Here is a 20528-nt window from a genome sequence, read left to right as displayed (position 1 = left end):
TTGCTTTAATTTTAATTTTAGGAGTGCATAATGGCTGTATCAATTTATTATGATAAAGATTGTGATATTAATTTAATAAAATCAAAAAAAGTAGCTATTATAGGTTTTGGCTCTCAAGGTCATGCTCATGCTATGAATTTAAGAGATAGTGGTGTAGAAGTGATCATAGGCTTAAAAGAGGGTGGACAAAGTTGGGCAAAAGCTCAAAAAGCAAATTTTATAGTAAAAAGCGTAAAAGAAGCCACTAAAGAAGCAGATTTGATTATGATTTTAGCTCCTGATGAAATTCAAAGTGAAATTTTTAATGAAGAAATTAAGCCTGAATTAAAGGCAGGTAAAACTCTAGCATTTGCACATGGATTTAATATCCACTATGGACAGATTGTTGCTCCAAAAGGCATAGATGTGATTATGATAGCTCCTAAAGCTCCTGGTCATACTGTAAGACATGAATTTAGTATAGGTGGGGGTACTCCTTGTTTAATTGCTATCCACCAAGATGAAAGTAAAAATGCTAAAAATTTAGCTTTAAGTTATGCTAGTGCTATAGGTGGTGGTAGAACAGGTATTATAGAAACGACTTTTAAAGCTGAAACTGAAACAGATTTATTTGGTGAGCAAGCAGTGCTTTGTGGAGGACTTAGTGCTTTAATCCAAGCTGGTTTTGAAACCTTAGTTGAAGCAGGGTATGAACCTGAAATGGCGTATTTTGAGTGTTTACATGAAATGAAATTAATTGTGGATTTGATTTATCAAGGCGGTATTGCTGATATGAGATATTCTGTTTCTAATACAGCTGAATATGGAGATTATATCACAGGGCCTAAGATTATTACCAAAGAAACTAAAGAGGCTATGAAAGGTGTTTTAAAAGACATACAAAATGGAAGTTTTGCTAAAGATTTTATCTTAGAAAGAAGAGCGAATTTTGCAAGAATGCACGCAGAGCGTAAATTAATGAATGATTCTTTGATAGAAAAAACAGGACGCGAACTTCGCGCTATGATGCCTTGGATTAGTGCTAAAAAATTAGTTGATAAAGACAAAAACTAATTTGAAAGCTATAAATAAAAAATACAAAGTGCTTCTAGTGCTTTGTCTTATCGTGTTTGGAATTTTTCTTTTTGCATTTGGAGCTTTGTTTTTAAAAAAAGAAGAAAATAAAACCTTAGACTATAATCAAACCATAATTAAAAAAGAACCATTGCCACCCACAAAAGAGCAAGAAAGCAATTTTAGTTTTAATGATATAAATTTGACTTTAGAAAATGAAAAATTAGAATTTTTAGATAAGAATATTAGTGAAATTTTAAATTTAAATCCTATAAATACAGAGTTAAATCAAACTAAAGAGGATAATCAAACTTTAATTTTAGAAGTAATAGATCAAAATGCAAGCAAAGAATTAAACAACGAAGAGCAAAATATATCAGATAAAAACGAGGATAATAAAACTCAAATCCTAGTGCAAAAAAATACCAAGCCTCGTCTAGCAATTATTATAGATGATATGGCAAGTCACACTCATGTAGATATGCTTAAAAAAACAAATTTAAAATTAATCCCATCTTTTTTTCCACCTGATAAACGCCATCCTTATACGGCTGAGTTTGCAAGAGATTTTGACTTTTTTATGGTGCATTTGCCTCTTGCTGCTATAAAATATGACAAGGCAGAATTAAATACTTTACACCCTAGTGATGATATGCAAAAAATAAGCAAGCGCGTAGCTTTTGTAAAAGAGCAATTTCCAAAAGTAAAATTTATTAACAACCATACAGGAAGTTTATTTACTGCAAATAAGCAAGCTATGGAAAAATTATTTAGTGCTTTTAAACAAAATGATTTTATTTTTGTTGATTCAAGAACCATAGGAAATTCTAAAGCTAAAAACTTAGCAAGTCAGTTTAATCAGCCTTATATAGCTAGAGATGTTTTTTTAGATAATGAAGATAATATAGCATATATTAAAAACCAACTCAAACAAGCAATAGATGAGGCAAAAAAGAAAGGTTTTGCTATCGCTATTGGTCATCCAAGAGAAAAGACTTTTAAGGCCTTGGTGCAAAGTAAAGATTTGTTAAATTCAGTTGAGCTTGTGTATTTAAATGAAATTTATTGAGAATATTGAAGATTTTAAAAATCTTTTAAATCCGCCTTCAAAGATTTATTATAAAGGCAATTTAGAGCTTTTAAATGCTAGAAAAGTGGCTATTATAGGTTCTAGAAAAATGAGTGTTTATACTAAAAATTGTCTTGTTGAATTAGTGACTTTGTTAAAAAAAGCTAAGGTTTGTGTAGTAAGTGGCGGGGCTTTAGGGGTGGATATCCAAGCAGCTAAAATAGCCTATCCTCAAACCATAGCTATATTTGCTAATGGGCTTGATGAGATTTATCCAAAAGCAAACACAAATGAAATTTTAAATATTTATGAAAATGCTTTGGCTTTAAGTGAAAATGAAGGAAATTATAAGGCAAAACCCTATGATTTTTTATTAAGAAATAGACTTGTTATAGCTTTAAGTGAGGTTGTTATAATAGCACAAGCTGATTTAAAAAGTGGTTCTATGCAAAGTGCAAGACTTGCTTTAGGTATGAATAAACCTATATATGTATTACCTCATAGGAAAAATGAAAGCGAAGGAACAAATTTGCTTTTAGCAACAAAAAAGGCAAATTTAATTCATGATTTTGATGAATTTGTAAAAATGTTTGGAGGGCTTCATTGTGAGGAAGGTTGTGATGATTTATTAAGTTTTTTAAAACATGAAGATGATTTAGAAAAAGTTTTAAAAAAATTTGGTGATAGAGTTTATGAATATGAACTTGAGGGTTTGGTAGAAATATCTGGAGTGAAAATAAGAGCTTGTTTATGAAAACTTTAGCATTAGATATAGGTTTAAAACGCATTGGTGTTGCTTTGTGTATTAATAAAAGTATAGCTATGCCACTTGAAGCTATTATTAGAAAAAATCGTAATCAAGCAGCAAATGAAGTAAAAAAATACATCAAAGAGTATGATATCAATACTTTAGTAGTAGGAGTTCCTTTAGGTGGATCTAGTGAGGATGAAATGCGAAAAAGGGTAGAACATTTCATATCTTTACTTGATTTTGACAAAGAAGTTTTTTTTGTCGATGAGAGTTTTAGTTCTAAAAATGCACAAGAACTTGGCATGGTGAATTTAAAGAAAAAAGATGGCAAGCTTGATTCTTTAGCTGCGTATTTGTTTTTAAAGGATTTTTATGGCCTTGCTTGATTTAAATACAGCTTTAGATGAAATTTATACAAAAGAGCAAAAAGAACAAATCCTTCAAAGTTTTAATCAAGAAAAATATATTAATATTTTTAGAAATTCCTTGCTTATTGATAATGATGAATTAGAAGAAATTTTAAATAATGAAAATATAGAATTTGAAAAAATTGATCTGAATTGTTATAAAATTCCAAGTATCTTCAAAAGCAAACTAAGCTCAATGAAAGCTTTTAATGAGGGTAAGTTTTATATACAAAATTATTCTTCGTATTTATGCGCTAAAACTTTAGGTGTTAAGGCTGGTGAGAATGTATTAGATATGTGTGCAGCTCCTGGTGGTAAAAGCCTAAATTTGGCTAATTTTATGCAAAATGAAGGTTATTTGGCAAGTTGTGAATTATCCAAAACACGCTTTTTTACATTAAAAGCTACTATGGAAAATTATCAAGTTAAAATTGTAAAATGCTTTTTAAAAGATGCACGCACTATAGGCAAGGCTTGTCCTTTGAAATTTGATAAAATTTTACTTGATGCGCCTTGCTCAACTTTTGCAAAAATGGGTTTTGAAATACAAAAAAATACAAAAGAAATTAAGCAAATTGCAAATTTACAAAAAAAACTTTTACACTCAGCATTGCTAGCTTTAAAACATGGTGGAGAATTAGTGTATAGTACTTGTACATTTTTAAGAGAAGAAAATGAAGCAGTTTTAGAAAATGCATTAAGAAATGAAAAATTTAATTTAGAATTACTTGATTTTAATTTGTCTAATGTTAATTTTATATGTGCAAAGAGTGATGAATTTGATTTATCATTTGCCAAAAGAGTTTTGCCAGATGACTACGCGGATGGGTTTTTTATAGCAAAAGTGAAAAAACATTAAAAATCAATAAATTTAAATGTGAAAAATATTTTTATTTATAAAACTTAAAGTACTATTTTTAGGTGCTTAGATGCTAAATTCACACTGTGAAACTCTTGTGAATAAAGTATCAAAATTTTGAAAGCTTAAATTAAAATAGTAGTAAATAAATAAAACAAAAGATATATAAGAGATAAATAAGCGCTAGGCTTATTTATCTCTTAAGTTTAATTCGCTGATTAATTTAGAATAAGCTTGATAATCTTTTCTTTTTAGATAAGATAAAAGTCTTTTTCTTTGACCAACAAGCTTTAAAAGACCTAAACGAGAAGAAAAATCTTTTTTGTAGATTTTTAAGTGTTCTGTTAAATCTGAAATTCTTGCACTTAAAAGTGCGATTTGAACTTCTGGAGAGCCTGTATCTCCTTCTTTTCTAGCAAATTTTGCAACTATTTCTGCTTTTTTAGCCGAATCTAAAGCCATAATAGACCTCCTGAGCGGTATTATTAGATTAAAAGCTGTAATTATAACTAAAAAACCAAAAAAAATGCTGAATTTTAAAAAATATGAAATTTAATATTTATCGATACTTATTTTTGATATAATAAAAATTTTTATCAATAAATCAAATAATATATTATATTTATAACTTGAAAGGAACAAATGTTATTTACCAAAGCTAGCGAATATGCTTTATTGTCTTTAATTTATATAGCAAAATCTCAAGAACCACAAGATGTAGATACTATGTCAAGTGTTTTGGATATTCCTAAAAGTTTTTTAGCGAAAATTTTACAAGCTCTTGCTAAAGACACACTTTTGAAATCCTATAAGGGTGCTAAAGGTGGATTTATGCTTGTTAAAAAGCCAAGTGAATACACTTTAAAAGAAATTATTAATAGCGTAGAGAAAAAATCCATTAATGTTTTTGAATGTAGCAATGGAATTTGTCCTTCTCAAAAAGAAGATAATTGCAAAATTATGCCTGTTTTAGTGAAACTTCAAAATAAAATAGATGATTTTTTAGTTTCTATTACTTTAGAGGATATTATTCAAAATAATGGCTAAAAGAGATATTTTTAGCTTGGTATTGCCTTGGGTTGCTCCGCTTGTTGCACCTATTTTAAAGGCAAAAAGTTTAACCATAGTAGCTGTAATAATTGCTATTTTAGCAATTATTATAGTACCTTTGCCGAGTATGGTTTTAGACTTTTTTCTTGCTTTAAGTATTGCGATTTCGGTTTTAATTATTTTAATTTCTTTATATATTCCAAAGCCTACGGATTTAACGACTTTTCCAACGCTGATTTTGATTATCACACTTTTTAGACTTTCACTTAATATTGCTACAACACGTATGATTTTGAGTGAGGGTCATCAAGGTCCAACTGCTGTTAGTGATATAGTGGCAAGTTTTGGAGAATTTGTTGTTGGTGGTAATTATGTTATAGGTATGGTTGTTTTTTGTATTTTGGTTTTGATTAATTTTATGGTTGTAACCAAAGGTAGTACAAGGGTTTCTGAGGTTCAAGCAAGATTTACCCTTGATGCAATGCCAGGTAAGCAAATGGCTATTGATGCGGATTTAAATGCAGGTTTGATTGATGAAAAAACTGCACGCGCAAGACGCCAAGAAATCATAGCTGAAGCAAATTTTTATGGAGCGATGGATGGTTCTTCTAAATTTATAAAAGGGGATGCTGTTGCTGGGATTATTATCACCATTGTAAATTTAATTGGTGGATTTATGATAGGTTATTTTCAGCATGATATGGAGCTTGGAGAATGTGCTTCAACTTATACTATATTAACAATAGGTGATGGACTTGTTTCTCAAATTCCTGGACTTATCACTTCAACAGCAACTGCAATTATTATTACGCGTGCTAGTAAAGATGAGGATAATTTTGCTGAAGGTTCTATTAATCAGCTTTTGGGAGAATACAAAACACTATTAATTGTAGGCTTTGTTTTATTTATTTTTGCTTTAGTACCTGGTTTACCGCATTTTTCTTTGGGCTTTATGGCTTTAGTGTTTTTAGGACTTGGTTATATGATAAAGCAAGTGCAAGAAGGTAAAATTCAAATCAATACAATTTCGGCTAAAAAATCCCAAGAAGCTGATGAGCAAGAGCAAACTAAGCCTCAAAAACGCAGCGAGGAAGAAATTTTAAAAGAAGAAGAAAACAAAATCACAGATATTTTAAAATTAGAAATTTTAGAACTAGAATTAGGCTATGGACTTATTAAATTAGCAGAAAGTGAATTAACAGAGCGTATTAGATCAACAAGACGCAATATAGCTCAAAGTTTAGGCTTTTTAATGCCAAAAATTAGAATTAGAGATAATTTACAATTAAAACCAAATGAATATACTTTTAAACTCAAAGGTGTAGGTATAGCTAGTGCTGAAATTTATCCAGATAAATATCTAGCTATGGATAGTGGATTTATCACTGAACCTATCGAGGGTATAGCTACTAAAGAACCTGCCTTTAATTCTGATGCTTTATGGATAGAATCATCTTTGAAAGATGAGGCAACACTAAATGGTTATATTGTAATTGATCCAGCAAGTGTGATTTCAACCCATATGAGTGAGCTTATAAAAGCTAATGCTTCAGAGCTTTTAACTAAACAAGAGGTACAAAATTTATTGGATAAAATCAAAAATGATTATCCTATTGTAGTAGATGATTGTTTAAGAGTTGCTAGTATAGGTTTGATTCAAAAAGTTTTAAAAGCTTTACTTAAAGAGCATATTCCTATTAAAGATATGCTTACGATTTTAGAATCAATTAGCGATATAGCTGAAGTAAGTAAGAGTTTGGATATGATTATTGAGCATGTAAGAGCTTCTTTAGCAAGAGCAATTACAAATTTATATGTGGATGAAAAAGGACAAATTAGTTTTTATATTTTTGATGCTGCTGCGGCTGCAAAATTAATGGAGCATGTGCAGTTTAAAGATGGTTCGTATCATTTAATGATAAATGTAGCTCAAACTGGCGCTTTAGTAGAAGCTTTAAAAGCTGAACTTGCAAGTGTGGCAAATACGAGAATTAAACCTTTCTTGCTTTGTGTTGAGCCGCAACTTAGAAAATTCATTGCTGATATTTGTTCTAATTTTGGTATCAATATTACGGTCTTAAGTTTTGCTGAGATTGCAGAAAATACCAAATTTGAAACAGAAGGTATCATAAAAGTTGATAATTTATAAAGGAAAAATATGAAAATTTATCATCTTTCACATACGGATTTAGATGGCTATGCTTGTCAGTATGTGCTAGATTTTTATTTTAAAAATTGTTATTTTTATAATTCTAATTATGGTAAAGAGATTAATGAAAATTTTAATGTAATTTTTAAAAATATAGAGGAAGATTTAAAGCAAAATCCTAATGATGAGTTTGTGATTTTAATCACAGATTTAAATTTAACATTAAGTCAATGTGAAGATTTTCAAAAAGCCATAGAAGGCAAAAAAATTAAACTTTTACTTTTAGATCATCATCAAAGTGGATTAGAGTGTATGCAAAAATATCCTTGGTATTTTTTAGATGACAAAAGATGTGCCACTAAGATTGTTTATGATTTTTTTAGTAAATGTTACGGTGAAGATAAGGCTTTATCGGAATTTGTAGATGTAGTAAATGCAGTAGATATTTGGTTGAGTGAAGATGAGAATTTTGAACTTGGAAAAGTATTACTTGGTATGGTTTCTGGTGCAAAAGAAATCAATAGAGTAATGTTTGCACAAGAAAATATCAAATATCTTTTTTATCTTTTTGATGTTTGTAGAAAATATATTCATCAAAAAAATGCTCATATTAATCTAGATGATGATTTGCATGGCTTAAAAAAATCTTTTTTTAAAAAAGAAAATGATGACACCTTAAGCAATTTAATTTCTAAATTCGTAGTAGAAAAACTAAGTGTAAATAAAGAAAAATTTAGTGTATTTTATAAAGGAAGTAAAGGTTTATTAACTTCAAATATAGGCAATACTTCTGTAATTGGAAATGATTTTTTAATGCAAAATCCTGATTTTGATTTTTTTGTTGATCTTAGTTCAAGAAAAACCTTAAGTTTTAGAGCAAATAATAAAATTGATGTGAGTTTGATGGCTAAAAACTTGGTCAATGGGGGAGGGCATAAAAATGCTAGTGGTGGATTATTTACTACATACAAAGATAGCTCTAATTATGATTTCATAAAAGCACAATTTGTTGATTTAATTAAAAGCAAAGAATTAAAGGAAAATAATGAAAACAAATCATGATTTTAAAGAAGAAATAGAAAATTTACAATATGAATTAAGCATAGTTTTAGAGGCAATGCTTTTGTTTGCCGGGGTAAAAAGAGCAAAATTAGAAAAAGCAATTGGACTTTATATTGATTGTATTGATGAGGTTTGTCAAAATACTCAAAAAGAAGGAGTTGATGAGATCTTAGAAGTAGTAGAATACTTAAAAAATCATCATAAAGATTTGTTTGAATGAAAATTTTATTATTGCTTTTTGTGGGAATTTTTTCTTATGCAAATATCTATGAAGATTTAAGTGATTTTGCTTACAATAAACAAAACACGCTAAATTTAAGTTCAAGTCAAGCTTTATTTTTAGAATACAAACAAAATAAACAAGCTTGTGTGGATATAGTGCTTACTAAAGATAAGGCTTATGTGGTTAAAATTTATCCATTGTGTGAAAATTTAAACGAAAAAAGTCTAAATGAGTACTTAAATACGCAATTTATAAGTTTATACACTAAAGATTTATCAAAACTAAAAAAAGAAATTGCTGATATTAAAAATATTATGCGCGATTTTATGATTTATTATACTTTACATCAATCTTTTGCAAATGAAATTAAGAAAATGAGTAAAAACGATAAATTGCAAGCATATGAACTAGATGAGAAAAAAGGTGGAAAAATTCTTTATAAGGTTAATGATCAAGCTTGCGTAATTTTTGATTTATATTTAGATGAAAATTTACAAGCTAGTATGCAAATAAGCGGAATGGAAAATTTGGATAAAACTTGTATGGAGTTAATCTCATCCCCTGATTTTAAAGACTTATCCTTTACAAAAGAGGGTATGAGAAAATATAAATTAAAAAACTAATCTAAAAAATCTTAAATAATATAACTTTAAAATTCTACTTAAAGCCATTTTTTTTCTTTCTATGTTAGAGAACACATAAGCTTCAAGATCTTGCTTTTCTCTTAAAGTAAGATTTTTCATTATTATAAACCTTTTAAAAAATATTGCTAGATGTAATTATATTATCTTTTCTTTTAAAAAAACTGAAAAATAAGTTTTTATATATTATATGTAAATGGCTAAATAAACTTTAGTTATATAGACTAAATAATTTTAAATATTTTTATTTAAAAATAACTTGACATTATTATACTAAAGTTGTATAATTATTTTGTCACTTAAAAACATTGAGTGCTAAAATAAATAACTAAGGTTTTGTAGTGAAGTCTTATAGTAAAAAAGATTTAATTTTAAAAACCATCATTGAGACCTATCTAGAGGGTAATAATCCTGTGGGTTCTAATGAGTTAAATCATAAAGTTAGCATACCTGCTTCTACTATAAGAGTTTATTTTAAAAAATTAAGTGATGAAGGTGTATTAACACAACTTCATATTAGCAGTGGTCGCATACCAACTTTTAGTGCTATGAAGGCTTATTGGTATGAGCAACTTTGCGAAAATGAGATTGTGATTAATGATCTTGCCTTGTTAGAGTTTTTGCTTGATAAGTTTGAAATTTATACCTTAGTTTATGGTGGCGATGAGCTTATTTTGCAAGATATTGCCAAGGTTAATGATAAATTTATCATACTTGATTTTGGACAAAATGAGTTGGTTTTAAGATTTAGTCAAGATAGTTTGATTTTTTTACAAAGACTTGTAGGACTTGATCTAAAAAGTATTGAAAATTTGGCTTTTAAGGTTGAGTTTAAAGAGTTGTTAAAGAAAATAACTATGTTAAAAGAAGCTATGGTTTATTATAGATATAATGAGAGTAAAGCTTATCAAATTTATCAAAATGATGAATTTGCTAAGCTTTTATCTCCCCAAATTGGATTTTATTTTAACGATAAATTGCAATTTGATCCTTTATTTGAAGAGGGTTTTATGGGGTTAAAGCTTAAGAGTACATTTTTAGGTAAAGAATCTAATGTGGTTTTTGCCGGTAGTGTGTATTCTGATTTTAAAACAATGTTAAATATTATAAAGGAGGCTGCGTGAGCGAAGAAAAGCAAAATGAGCAAATACAAGAAGAAGCAGTGGAAAATTCAGAAAGTCAAAACAATGAATTAGAAAAACTTCAAGCAGAGTATAATGAGTTAAAAGATACTTATTTAAGAGCAAATGCTGAATTTGAAAATATCAAAAAAAGAATGGAAAAAGAAAAAATTTCAGCAACAATTTATGCAAATGAAAGTTTTGCTAAAGATTTGCTTGATGTAGTTGATGCGTTGGAGGCGGCTATTAATGTAGAAGCTAATGATGAGTTAAGTTTAAAAATCAAAGAAGGGGTTCAAAACACTTTAGACTTGCTTTTGAAAAAACTTGAAAAACATATGGTTAAAGTTATAGAAACAAATGGTGAGTTTGATCCAAATTTGCATGAAGCAATGTTTCATGTTGAAAGTGCTGATCATGAAAGCAATCATATCGTCCAACTTTTACAAAAGGGCTATATGATGAATGATAGGGTAATTAGATCAGCAAAAGTTAGTGTTGCAAAATAAAATTTAATAAAAAGGATAAAAAATGGCAAAAGTTATAGGTATAGATTTAGGTACAACAAATTCTTGTGTGAGCGTGTATGAAAGAGGTGAGAGTAAAGTTATCCCAAATAAAGAAGGTAAAAATACTACTCCTTCGGTAGTTGCTTTTACAGATAAAGGTGAAGTTTTAGTTGGAGATAGCGCTAAGCGTCAAGCTGTGACTAATCCTGAAAAAACTATTTATTCTATAAAAAGAATTATGGGTTTGATGATCAATGAAGAAGCAGCAAAAGAAGCTAAAAATCGCTTACCTTATCATATCACAGAAAGAAATGGAGCTTGTGCGATTGAAATAGCAGGTAAAATTTATACTCCACAAGAAATTTCAGCAAAAGTTTTAATGAAATTAAAAGAAGATGCAGAGGCTTTCTTGGGTGAAAAAGTAGAAGATGCGGTTATTACTGTTCCTGCGTATTTTAATGATGCACAAAGAAAAGCTACAAAAGAAGCAGGGCAAATTGCAGGATTGAATGTATTAAGAATTATTAACGAACCAACTGCAGCAGCTTTGGCTTATGGACTTGATAAAAAAGAAAGTGAAAAAATTGTAGTTTATGATTTAGGTGGTGGTACATTTGATGTTACCGTGCTTGAAACAGGTGATAATGTTGTAGAAGTTTTAGCAACTGGTGGTAATGCATTTTTAGGTGGTGATGATTTTGATAATAAATTAATCGACTTTTTAGCAAATGAGTTTAAAGATGAAACAGGTATTGATCTTAAAAACGATGTAATGGCTTTACAAAGATTAAAAGAAGCAGCTGAAAATGCCAAAAAAGAATTAAGTTCAGCGAATGAAACTAATATCAACTTACCATTTATTACAGCTGATGCAAGTGGTCCAAAACACTTAACTAAAACTCTAACAAGAGCTAAATTTGAAAGTATGATTGATGGTTTGGTCGCTGAAACTATTAGTAAGATTAACGAAGTAGTAAAAGATGCAGGACTTGACAAAAGCGAAGTAAAAGAAATTGTTATGGTAGGTGGTTCTACTCGTGTTCCACTAGTACAAGAAGAAGTTAAAAAAGCCTTTGGAAAAGAGCTTAATAAATCAGTAAATCCTGATGAAGTTGTTGCAATAGGTGCGGCAATTCAAGGTGCGGTTATTAAAGGTGATGTTAAAGATGTATTATTGCTTGATGTTACTCCACTTTCTTTGGGTATTGAAACCTTAGGTGGGGTGATGACTAAAATCATCGAAAAAGGTACAACTATACCAACTAAAAAAGAGCAAGTTTTCTCAACTGCTGAAGATAATCAAAGCGCAGTTACTATCAATGTTTTACAAGGTGAGAGAGAATTTAGCCGTGATAATAAATCTTTAGGAAATTTCAATCTTGAAGGAATTCCACCAGCACCTCGCGGTATGCCACAAATTGAAGTAACTTTTGATATTGATGCAAATGGTATTTTAACAGTTAGTGCAAAAGATAAAGCTACAGGTAAAGCTCAAGAGATTAAAATCACAGGTTCAAGCGGACTAAGTGAAGAAGAAATCAACAACATGGTAAAAGATGCAGAGCTTCACAAAGAAGAAGATAGAAAACGCAAAGAAGCAGTAGAAGCTAGAAATGCTGCTGATAGCTTAGTACATCAAGTAGAAAAATCCTTAAGTGAGCTTGGAGATAAAGTAGGTGATGATGATAAAGCAAATATTCAAAAAGCTTTAGATGAGTTAAAAGAGACATTGAAAAATGCTAATGCTTCTAAAGAAGAAATCGAAGGCAAAATGAAAGCTTTAAGTGAAGTTTCTCATAAATTAGCAGAAAATATGTATAAAAAAGAAGAACCAAACGCTCAAAAGAAAAAAGACGATGATGTAATCGATGCTGAAGTTGAGTAAAATTTAAGTGCACATTCTTGTGCACTTAAAAACTTCCAACCACACAAGGATTCATAGTTCTATAATTATCGCTTACTATACAGGTTTTACCTTTTTGATTCATAGAAGCTTCTTCTATTTCTTCTTGTTCTTCCTCATCATCTAAACTATCATTACCTATAGAGTTAAAAGTAGAACTTTGTTCAAAACTTAAAGAAAAATCTGGTTTATTATCTATTGGTGGCTCAATTGGATCAATAGGTTTTTCTGGCTTATCTATTTCACCACTACCATTGTTATTATCTTTGATAGAAGCTAATATAGGATAAGGTATATTTAAAGCTTGCAAATCTCCTTCAACAATAAAATGTCCGTTAGATTTTTCACTTGCTTGTGTTTTTAAACTTTCAAAGCTATTAATTAATTCTTCTATAGTTTTGGTTTCACCTTGTGCTTGAGCTATTAAAGCAAATAATTTATTGCTAATATCTTTAAAAGCTTGATCATTTTTATTTGCTAAACCTTTATTGATTAATTCTACATATTTATTATAAGCTAAGGCTAATGTATTGATTTCTTCATAGTAGTTTTTCTCACTAAAATTCTTATTAGCCTCGTTGATTGAATTTACCTTGTTGTTCAAAGTAGTTTGGATAAAGTGATTTACTTGGTCTTTATTAGCATTAGTTTGATTATAAACTTCAACAACTTTACTTGTGACTTCAATGTTAGTGTCTTTAGTATCTTTGTTTGCAAATTTATCATCACTAGCTTCACTTAAGCCATTATCTTGATAAGCTAGTAAAAAGTCTAAGCTTTGAATCATAGAATGAGCTATATCAAGTCTTTCTTTATCATCTGGATATTTATCTTTACTTAAAAGATAATTAGCTAAAAACTCTGCTTTAGAAGTAGGATTGTTTTTATCAATCTTGCTATAAGCTTTTAATAACTCATCTAAGATATTTATATTCACTATATAGAATTTATCTTTTAAATCAGCTATGATTTGTTCTTCTAAATCATTTTTGCTTATAATATCATCCGTATCTAAAGTGGCTTGTTCATTGATAATATCTTCTATTTTAAAATCATTTGTAAAAACTAAACATTTCCTACCAGCACCGCAATCTATTTCCTTTAGGCCATTTAAAGCTGCCAAAGTCGCTGTTTTAAAATCTATATAACCTTGATTATTATCATCATAAGGATGGAGTTGGATTTCATTGCCCCAATATTTTTGATCAGCTGTTGCATTAGTTAAGTCTTTTTTGTGATGATAAATGCGAATCTTAGAAATATCTGGGTTTGTATTATTATTACTCACACTAATTCGACCTGCAAATTTACCAGCATAGTTTTCATTAAGCTTACTTTCTGATTTAATAATAGAGTTAGGAGTAAAATACATATAAATATTATTAAATTTAGAATCATGATTATAAAGATTAAGACCAATATAACCGATAAATCCACCCGCATGAGAACCACTACTTTCAATGTCACTTCCAGAATATTGAGCATTATTAATAGCGTGAATATTTTTTACATCGTATATAGATATATTCTCAAGATTTCCTTGATAAATCCGCCCAGTAAAACCTCCAGCATTTACTTGTTTTGCAGACCATTCATATTCATTTTCTGGAGTATATGAGCTTTTAATATTTTGAATATGATTTAAAGATATCTTGTTAAATTTTCCACTATAAATACTTCCAGCAAACCCACCAGAATTAACTTCCCCCCATGTAGATTTACTATTTGCTGTAATGTTTTCTATATTATTTAGTGTTATAGATGAAAAATCAGAATTTGCGCCAGATATATCTCCAGCAAACCCACCTGCCGATAATGTACTTCCATAATTCTTCAGTGAATCAAAACGATGTGCTATAATTTCATCTACACCCATAACTGCTATATTATTATATTTACCACCACCAATCCATCCAGCAAACCCACCAGAAATACCATTATACGTACTTATTGCTATAATTTCATCTACACCCATAACTGCTATACTATTATATTTACCACCACCAATCCATCCAGCAAACCCACCAGATGAAGTAGTAGGTACATTAATACTATCACTTTCAGATTTTATTGAGTCTATATTGTTTATAATTATTTGTTCAAAATAAGGATTACTATAATTTATCCATCCAGCAAACCCACCTGTAAAAGACTCTTCTCCTGTATTATATATTTTATTGATTTTATTTATACTAATATTGCAAAATGTTCCTTCATTAATCCATCCAGCAAACCCACCTACAGAAGTAGTGTATGATTTATCATTATTATTAATTTCTTTTATGTTGTTTATAGTTATAGAACTATAAATACCACTATCTATAATGCCAATAAACCCACCTACATAACTACTACTTGCATTTATTCCACCATTCATATAATCAATATTAATATTACTAAAGCTTGCTCCTTTAGCAAGACCAAATATACCTACATATAGAGGCTTGTCTTTAATTTCACCTACAGTTGTATCTATATTAATATTACTTAAAGTATACCCTTGTCCATCAAATGTTTTGGTAAATGGACTATCATAAATTCTACCAACTATCATACTAGTGCAACCAAGTCCATCTATGCAATAATTTGCATAGTTTTGACCACTGCATACTCCATTTTTACAATTAGCCCCAAAATCTATATCATCTACTAGTTTATAGGTATCGAAAAAAACCCTCATATTATTTTTATTTTCATTCCACCCTTTAGCAAAATGCCACCAATCTATATCAGAACCTATAGTTGCGTGTTTTTCAAATTTATCTTTAGTTACTAATTTTTTATTACCTAAATTTGTTTTATCTATGTTGTCATATTCTTGAGTAATAAAGTTAAGTTTGCCTATATTATTGTCATAGTTATAATAAGATGTAGTAGATTGCTGTAGTGATCCTTTTACATAAGCACTAGCTATAATAGAATCTGATTTAATTCCATCTACTAATATATTGACTTCATTCCCCACCAAATGAATTTTATTAGCTGTATTACCACTTGGATTTTTTAAAGCTTCATCACTAACACCATCATTATGTTTGCCATTGATATGGCCACCATCTATACTTACCTTATTTCCTATAAGTAATACATCATTAGCATTAATATTACCCATATTTACTACATTACCTGCTTTATGTGGTTTAAACACAGGGGAAAAAGTATTATAAGCAAGTTTTCCATCTGCAAACTCTTGCATACTTCTACTATCCATCGACGAAGTCGAAGCCACAAAGCGATTAGCATTGATAGTTCCTGTTTTAGTAATGATTACTCCATTAGGATTAATTAAAAAGACATTTTTGCCATTTGCATTTAATAACCCTTCTATAGTAGATTTACTTGTTCCATGAGCAATGTTTAGGTAGTTTTGGCTTTTACCTCCAAAATTTACACTTTCACCCTTACCTATATTAAAACCACCACCCCATTGTATGATAGAGTTTTTTCCATTACCTATGATATTCATAGTTTTATCATTTGGTTTGTTTATACTCCCACTAGTGCCATGAGTAAATTTACCTCCACTAGGTAAAGCAAAAGAAGATGAAAAGAGCAAAGATGCTACTATATTTGAAAGAAGAATTTGTTTTGAAAGTTTTTTACAAGAAGAAGTTAAATCAAAATTATTCGATTCCCCCCCCCCGTGGAATAAATATTAACATAATAAATCCTTTAATAAAAATTTATGTATATTAATATTATATTTATAAAGAAGTGCTTAAGTGAATGGTGCTAGTATTTGATATATTTTCTACAATCTTCCTTAAAATAATTTCTATCAAATCTTGCAAAATTATCATTATTTGGCACTTTATAGCATTCACTGAAATTTTTAGCCTTAAGAATTTTGACATAAAAACTAGGAATGGCTATGTTGTTTTTAATGCGTTTTGGCTTATCATCATAAAGTACTAAATTTAAGACTTCTAATTCTTTATTTTTCTTTGCTAAATATCTTTCTCTTTGTTCGATTTCATTCCAAATTTCTGCATTGATATCTTTTTTTTGCGGAGTTATGTTACTCATTAGAAAAGTGCTAAGTTGGGCTTGTGGGGTTGCATTCATGGATTGATTTGGCACGACATGCCCTCTTGTATAACCACTTCTTAGATAATCTTCCCAATAAGTTCTGTATTTTTTGGGTATGTTGGTATCATCTTGAAATCTTGGACGTTTTTTGATGTGTCCTTGATTTAAAATTTTAGCTTCTAATTTATAAGCAATAGCCTTAGTGCCTTTATAATTATAATCATAACAATTAATATAATAATATTTATCCATCAATAAAGAGCAATCTTTAAAATACTCTTTAAAGCTAGGGTGTAGTTCATATTGAGTATAAGCAAAAGAGCTTAAAGCTAAAGCACAAAGTGTTAGAAATTTTTTCATGCTAAAAGCTTTCTTACCATTTCATTAAGTCTTTTACCATCAACGCTTGCACCAAAAATTACTTTAGCTTCTTTCATTAATATACCTTGTTCTTTTAAAGAGCTAATTTGTAATTTTTCTATAAGTTTTTTAAGCTCACTTTCTAATTCCTCATCACTAAGTTGTTTTGGTAAATAAGTACTTAAAATAGCTACTTCTTGGAGTTCCTTTTGTGCTAAATCTTCTCTAGAGCCTTTGCTAAAAGCAAGCGCAGCTTCGTTTCGTTTTTTAATCTCACTCGCAATGATTTTATATATTCTTTCATCATCAAGTGTGATTCTTTCATCAACTTCTATTTGTTTAAAGCTAGCATTAAGCGTTCTTAAAGTGTTTCTTTTAAAATCATCTTTATTACGCATAGCTTCTTTAATATCTTCTAAAATTTGATCTTTTAAACTCATTTTTTCTCCTTTAAAATTTGATATTTTTAAAATGTGCTATACACACACCTTCTCTAACACCATCATCAATTACAATGAGCTTTTGTTTATTAAATAAAGCAAAAAGTATCATTGAGCCTGCTATGAGGTATTTTTTTCTGTTTTCTCCAAGGTAAATTTTAGCTTTTTCTTGTTCTAAATTCCAAATTTTTAATGCAAAATCAAAAAAATCTTTACGTTTGAGTATTTTACCATTTACACTTTCTTCTAAGTAATCTTTGTATTTTATGTTTTGTTTATATGCACAAAGTGTAGTAGGTACTCCTGAATTTAGTATGAAAAAATTTCCTTTTAATTTTAAATCTTTACTAAGATCAAAAGCTTTTAAGGCAAGTTGCTTTAAATGTGCAGGGTAGGGGCTTAGATGAATTTTTAATTTTTCATCTTTAATACGCGCAAGATTTTGCGGGTATTTTTTAAAAAATCTTACATAAGCACTTGGTTTTATGGCTTTAAAATGCATTCTTTCATAAAAACTAATAATTCCAAAATCATAACTTTTGCTAAACTTATCATTTGAAATTTCACAAGAAGCACCACCTAAATCACAATAGTTTAAGTCTTTTCTAAAAAGTTTAAGAGTTTTAAGACGCTCTTGCATACCTAAAATACTTAGTTTTGCTTCGGTTTTTGCATCGATTAATTTTACATTGAGTTTAAATTCTTTTTGAATTTTTTCAAAAATAAACTCAGTATTTTTTGCTTTTCTAAAAGCAGCTGTAGCAACTGCTTTGGCTTGACTTAAGTTATAGTTTTTTTCTTTTAAGATTTTTAAAGCATTAAAAATTCTTTCTATGGCTTCATCGCTAATGATATCATTTTGCATATTTTTAGCTGCCCCTATGATAAATTCTTCACTTTTTAGTTTATTAAATTTCTCATCCATTAAAACAGCTCTTAATGTATTTGAACCCATATCAATACCTAGCACTAGCTCTCCTTAAAAAATTTAAAGTATAATAGCAAAAAACTTATAAGGAAAACTTATGCTTTTAGGGGTTAATATTGATCATATAGCAGTTTTAAGAGAAGCTAGAAAAGTAAATGATCCTGATTTACTTGAAGCTGCTATTTTGAGTGCAAATTTAGCTGATCAAATTACTATTCATGTAAGAGAAGATCGTCGCCATGCTAATGAGTTTGATTTAGATAATATCTTAAAATATTGCAAATGTGTAGTGAATTTAGAATGTTCTATTGATATGATAGAATATGCTTTAAAATATAAGCCTTCACGCGTTACTTTAGTACCTGAAAAAAGACAAGAACTTACAACAGAAGGTGGTTTAAATTTAGATAATGAAAAACTACAAGAAGCTATTAAAGCTTTAAAGCAAGAGCAAATCGAAGTTTCTTTGTTTATTGATCCAAATTTAGAAGATATCAAAAAATCATCTTCTTTAAATGCTGATTTTATAGAGCTTCATACAGGTTTGTATGCCAATATTTATAATGCGCTATATACCAATATTAATCAAACTTCTTATGCATTGCCTGAATTAATTTTAAGTAAAAATGAACTCAAAAAGCTTTTAGAAAATGAACTCCAAAGATTAAGAGAAAGTGCAAGTTTGGCTAAGAGTTTAAATTTAAGAGTGGCGGCTGGACATGGACTTAATTATAAAAATGTAAAAAATATTGTAGATATTTTAGAAATAGAAGAGTTAAATATAGGCCAAAGTATAGTTGCAAGATCGGTTTTTGTAGGCTTAGAAAAAGCTATATTGCAAATGAAAGCTTTGATTAAAAGATGAAAAAAATTGCTATAAGCATAGGGGATTTAAATGGCATAGGTATGCAAATTTTATTGGCTTGTCATGATGAGCTAGTAAAAATTTGCGAGCCTTATTATTTTATACATTATGAATTATTTCAAAAAGCAAATAAGCTTTTGAAAATAAATCCTAAAACTAAAATCAATTTAGTTGAAATTTCTAATGCTTCAAAACCACAATTTAGTTTCAAAGAAGAAAAAGAAAATTTTTTAATTTATGAGTTTTCATATCAAGCTAGTAAAATTATTGATTTTGATTTTGAGTTAAATCCTGCAAATTTAGACGCTAAAAGTGGAGCTTATTCTTTTTTAAGTTTTGAAGGAGCTAGTTATTGCACGCATTTGTTTTTAGATGCTTTAGTAACTTTACCGATTAATAAAAAAACTTGGCAAATGGGGGGAGTGAGCTATAAAGGTCATACTGAGGCACTAAGAGATTTTTTCAAACAAGATGCTATTATGATGTTAGGGTGTGATGAACTTTTTGTGGCTTTATATACTGAGCATATGGCTTTAAGAGATGTTTTTAAAGAGATTAAGGCTTTTGAGCTTGCGCAATTTTTAATTAATTTTTATCAATGTACTTTATTTAAGAAAATCGGAGTTTTGAGTTTTAACCCTCATGCAAGTGATAATGGCGTAATAGGTGGAGAAGAAGAGATAGAGATAAAAAAAGCCATAAGAATAGCAAATGTATTTTTAAAAGATTGTGCATTAAATTTGCAAAATTTAGAAAATGAAGATTTTTTAAGTCAAAAAGAAAAAGAACTTTCTTGTAAGGAAAATATTTATTTAAGTGAGCCTTTAGTGGCTGATAGTGCTTTCACTCCTTTTGCGTTAAGTAAATGCAAGTATTTAGTCAGTATGTACCATGATGTAGGCTTAGCACCTTTAAAGGCTTTGTATTTTGAAAAAAGTATTAATGTGAGTTTAAATTTACCTATAATTCGTACTAGCGTTGATCATGGAACAGCTTATGATAGGGCTTATAAAAATGAAAAAATTAATTTACAAAGTTATATGCAAGCAGTGAAATCTGCTTTGCAATTTTTAAAGATCAAAGAAAAAACTAAGTAAAAGTTACTAAAA

The 20528-nt window shown here is 29.1% G+C and carries 21 protein-coding genes; 15 read left to right on the top strand and 6 right to left on the bottom strand.

Annotated elements, in window-relative coordinates; all coding sequences use genetic code 11:
* Positions 1-30: 30 nt before the first annotated feature.
* The 5 genes from ilvC to EL235_RS04690 are packed head-to-tail and all read left to right on the top strand — an operon-like array spanning position 31 to position 4139.
* Entirely contained in the window at positions 31-1053 is a 1023-nt protein-coding gene (ilvC, locus tag EL235_RS04710; RefSeq protein WP_012661655.1) for a ketol-acid reductoisomerase, read from the top strand.
* A gap of 37 nt (positions 1054-1090) precedes the next feature.
* A complete protein-coding gene (locus tag EL235_RS04705) occupies positions 1091-2122 on the top strand; it encodes a divergent polysaccharide deacetylase family protein (protein ID WP_232017380.1) in 1032 nt (343 codons plus the stop codon).
* Positions 2109-2876, top strand: a complete 768-nt coding sequence (locus EL235_RS04700; RefSeq protein WP_126340909.1) for a DNA-processing protein DprA — start codon at positions 2109-2111, stop codon at positions 2874-2876. Before EL235_RS04705 ends, EL235_RS04700 begins: the two co-directional genes overlap by 14 nt.
* Positions 2873-3259 carry a Holliday junction resolvase RuvX gene (gene ruvX / locus EL235_RS04695; RefSeq protein WP_126340908.1) on the top strand — a complete coding sequence of 129 codons (387 nt, stop codon included), beginning with the start codon at positions 2873-2875 and terminating at the stop codon, positions 3257-3259. Before EL235_RS04700 ends, ruvX begins: the two co-directional genes overlap by 4 nt.
* Complete coding sequence (locus tag EL235_RS04690; protein ID WP_126340907.1) at positions 3246-4139, top strand: RsmB/NOP family class I SAM-dependent RNA methyltransferase; 894 nt, start codon at positions 3246-3248, stop codon at positions 4137-4139. The genes ruvX and EL235_RS04690 overlap by 14 nt, the downstream gene beginning before the upstream one ends.
* Positions 4140-4328: 189 nt before the next feature.
* Here EL235_RS04690 and rpsO read toward each other — a convergent pair whose 3' ends face one another.
* A complete protein-coding gene (gene rpsO, locus EL235_RS04685) occupies positions 4329-4601 on the bottom strand; it encodes a 30S ribosomal protein S15 (protein ID WP_012661650.1) in 273 nt (90 codons plus the stop codon).
* 180 nt (positions 4602-4781) lie between these two features.
* On the opposite strand from rpsO, the gene EL235_RS04680 reads away from it, so the two are divergent.
* Genes EL235_RS04680 through EL235_RS04660 form a run of 5 tightly spaced genes read left to right on the top strand, consistent with a single transcriptional unit; the run spans position 4782 to position 9246 of the window.
* On the top strand, positions 4782-5186 hold the full coding sequence (locus EL235_RS04680; protein WP_039626396.1) for an Rrf2 family transcriptional regulator: 405 nt from the start codon (positions 4782-4784) through the stop codon (positions 5184-5186).
* Positions 5179-7338, top strand: a complete 2160-nt coding sequence (flhA, locus tag EL235_RS04675; protein ID WP_126340906.1) for a flagellar biosynthesis protein FlhA — start codon at positions 5179-5181, stop codon at positions 7336-7338. The genes EL235_RS04680 and flhA overlap by 8 nt, the downstream gene beginning before the upstream one ends.
* 9 nt (positions 7339-7347) lie before the next feature.
* A complete protein-coding gene (locus EL235_RS04670; protein ID WP_039626392.1) occupies positions 7348-8400 on the top strand; it encodes a DHH family phosphoesterase in 1053 nt (350 codons plus the stop codon).
* On the top strand, positions 8384-8620 hold the full coding sequence (locus EL235_RS04665; protein WP_039626390.1) for a hypothetical protein: 237 nt from the start codon (positions 8384-8386) through the stop codon (positions 8618-8620). The genes EL235_RS04670 and EL235_RS04665 overlap by 17 nt, the downstream gene beginning before the upstream one ends.
* Positions 8617-9246, top strand: coding sequence for a hypothetical protein (locus EL235_RS04660; RefSeq protein ID WP_126340905.1), 630 nt, complete (start codon positions 8617-8619; stop codon positions 9244-9246). The genes EL235_RS04665 and EL235_RS04660 overlap by 4 nt, the downstream gene beginning before the upstream one ends.
* Here the strand turns inward: EL235_RS04660 and EL235_RS08005 are convergent.
* Positions 9235-9366, bottom strand: coding sequence for a hypothetical protein (locus EL235_RS08005; protein WP_256374638.1), 132 nt, complete (start codon positions 9364-9366; stop codon positions 9235-9237). The genes EL235_RS04660 and EL235_RS08005 overlap by 12 nt on opposite strands.
* A gap of 239 nt (positions 9367-9605) precedes the next feature.
* Here EL235_RS08005 and EL235_RS04655 point away from each other — a divergent pair, with 239 nt between their 5' ends.
* Genes EL235_RS04655 through dnaK form a run of 3 tightly spaced genes read left to right on the top strand, consistent with a single transcriptional unit; the run spans position 9606 to position 12779 of the window.
* Positions 9606-10388, top strand: a complete 783-nt coding sequence (locus EL235_RS04655) for an HrcA family transcriptional regulator (protein WP_126340904.1) — start codon at positions 9606-9608, stop codon at positions 10386-10388.
* Positions 10385-10894 (top strand): nucleotide exchange factor GrpE, encoded by a 510-nt coding sequence (gene grpE, locus EL235_RS04650; protein ID WP_039626385.1) that lies wholly within the window; start codon positions 10385-10387, stop codon positions 10892-10894. The genes EL235_RS04655 and grpE overlap by 4 nt, the downstream gene beginning before the upstream one ends.
* A gap of 22 nt (positions 10895-10916) precedes the next feature.
* Positions 10917-12779: a molecular chaperone DnaK gene (dnaK, locus tag EL235_RS04645; protein ID WP_114640400.1), complete on the top strand. Its 1863-nt coding sequence runs from the start codon at positions 10917-10919 to the stop codon at positions 12777-12779.
* Between the two features lie 25 nt (positions 12780-12804).
* Here the strand turns inward: dnaK and EL235_RS04640 are convergent, their stop codons facing one another.
* The 4 genes from EL235_RS04640 to EL235_RS04625 all read right to left on the bottom strand — a co-directional run bounded on the left by EL235_RS04640 (position 12805) and on the right by EL235_RS04625 (position 18596).
* Positions 12805-16353, bottom strand: coding sequence for a two-partner secretion domain-containing protein (locus EL235_RS04640; protein ID WP_164717493.1), 3549 nt, complete (start codon positions 16351-16353; stop codon positions 12805-12807).
* Between the two features lie 176 nt (positions 16354-16529).
* A complete protein-coding gene (locus EL235_RS04635; RefSeq protein ID WP_039626378.1) occupies positions 16530-17186 on the bottom strand; it encodes a DNA/RNA endonuclease G in 657 nt (218 codons plus the stop codon).
* A complete protein-coding gene (locus EL235_RS04630) occupies positions 17183-17626 on the bottom strand; it encodes a GatB/YqeY domain-containing protein (protein WP_039626376.1) in 444 nt (147 codons plus the stop codon). The genes EL235_RS04635 and EL235_RS04630 overlap by 4 nt, the downstream gene beginning before the upstream one ends.
* Before the next feature lie 10 nt (positions 17627-17636).
* On the bottom strand, positions 17637-18596 hold the full coding sequence (locus EL235_RS04625) for a Ppx/GppA phosphatase family protein (protein WP_114640397.1): 960 nt from the start codon (positions 18594-18596) through the stop codon (positions 17637-17639).
* 55 nt (positions 18597-18651) lie between these two features.
* On the opposite strand from EL235_RS04625, the gene EL235_RS04620 reads away from it, so the two are divergent.
* Complete coding sequence (locus EL235_RS04620) at positions 18652-19419, top strand: pyridoxine 5'-phosphate synthase (RefSeq protein WP_114640396.1); 768 nt, start codon at positions 18652-18654, stop codon at positions 19417-19419.
* Positions 19416-20516 carry a 4-hydroxythreonine-4-phosphate dehydrogenase gene (gene pdxA / locus EL235_RS04615; RefSeq protein ID WP_114640395.1) on the top strand — a complete coding sequence of 367 codons (1101 nt, stop codon included), beginning with the start codon at positions 19416-19418 and terminating at the stop codon, positions 20514-20516. The genes EL235_RS04620 and pdxA overlap by 4 nt, the downstream gene beginning before the upstream one ends.
* Positions 20517-20528 lie beyond the last annotated feature (12 nt).

Origin of the sequence: Campylobacter lari, from assembly GCF_900638335.1 — a bacterium.
GTDB lineage: Bacteria > Campylobacterota > Campylobacteria > Campylobacterales > Campylobacteraceae > Campylobacter_D > Campylobacter_D lari_E.
The sequence above is the reverse complement of the archived record's forward strand: the minus strand, read 5'-3'. Positions and strand labels throughout refer to the sequence as shown.

What these genes read in the sequence shown, in the direction of transcription:
- ilvC (WP_012661655.1), top strand. Translation starts at nt 31, where the DNA reads ATGGCTGTATCAATTTATTATGATAAAGATTGTGATATTAATTTAATA.
- EL235_RS04700 (WP_126340909.1), top strand. Translation starts at nt 2,109, where the DNA reads ATGAAATTTATTGAGAATATTGAAGATTTTAAAAATCTTTTAAATCCG.
- ruvX (WP_126340908.1), top strand. Translation starts at nt 2,873, where the DNA reads ATGAAAACTTTAGCATTAGATATAGGTTTAAAACGCATTGGTGTTGCT.
- EL235_RS04690 (WP_126340907.1), top strand. Translation starts at nt 3,246, where the DNA reads ATGGCCTTGCTTGATTTAAATACAGCTTTAGATGAAATTTATACAAAA.
- rpsO (WP_012661650.1), bottom strand. Translation starts at nt 4,601, where the DNA reads ATGGCTTTAGATTCGGCTAAAAAAGCAGAAATAGTTGCAAAATTTGCT.
- EL235_RS04680 (WP_039626396.1), top strand. Translation starts at nt 4,782, where the DNA reads ATGTTATTTACCAAAGCTAGCGAATATGCTTTATTGTCTTTAATTTAT.
- flhA (WP_126340906.1), top strand. Translation starts at nt 5,179, where the DNA reads ATGGCTAAAAGAGATATTTTTAGCTTGGTATTGCCTTGGGTTGCTCCG.
- EL235_RS04670 (WP_039626392.1), top strand. Translation starts at nt 7,348, where the DNA reads ATGAAAATTTATCATCTTTCACATACGGATTTAGATGGCTATGCTTGT.
- EL235_RS04665 (WP_039626390.1), top strand. Translation starts at nt 8,384, where the DNA reads ATGAAAACAAATCATGATTTTAAAGAAGAAATAGAAAATTTACAATAT.
- EL235_RS04660 (WP_126340905.1), top strand. Translation starts at nt 8,617, where the DNA reads ATGAAAATTTTATTATTGCTTTTTGTGGGAATTTTTTCTTATGCAAAT.
- EL235_RS08005 (WP_256374638.1), bottom strand. Translation starts at nt 9,366, where the DNA reads ATGAAAAATCTTACTTTAAGAGAAAAGCAAGATCTTGAAGCTTATGTG.
- dnaK (WP_114640400.1), top strand. Translation starts at nt 10,917, where the DNA reads ATGGCAAAAGTTATAGGTATAGATTTAGGTACAACAAATTCTTGTGTG.
- EL235_RS04635 (WP_039626378.1), bottom strand. Translation starts at nt 17,186, where the DNA reads ATGAAAAAATTTCTAACACTTTGTGCTTTAGCTTTAAGCTCTTTTGCT.
- EL235_RS04630 (WP_039626376.1), bottom strand. Translation starts at nt 17,626, where the DNA reads ATGAGTTTAAAAGATCAAATTTTAGAAGATATTAAAGAAGCTATGCGT.
- EL235_RS04620 (WP_114640396.1), top strand. Translation starts at nt 18,652, where the DNA reads ATGCTTTTAGGGGTTAATATTGATCATATAGCAGTTTTAAGAGAAGCT.
- pdxA (WP_114640395.1), top strand. Translation starts at nt 19,416, where the DNA reads ATGAAAAAAATTGCTATAAGCATAGGGGATTTAAATGGCATAGGTATG.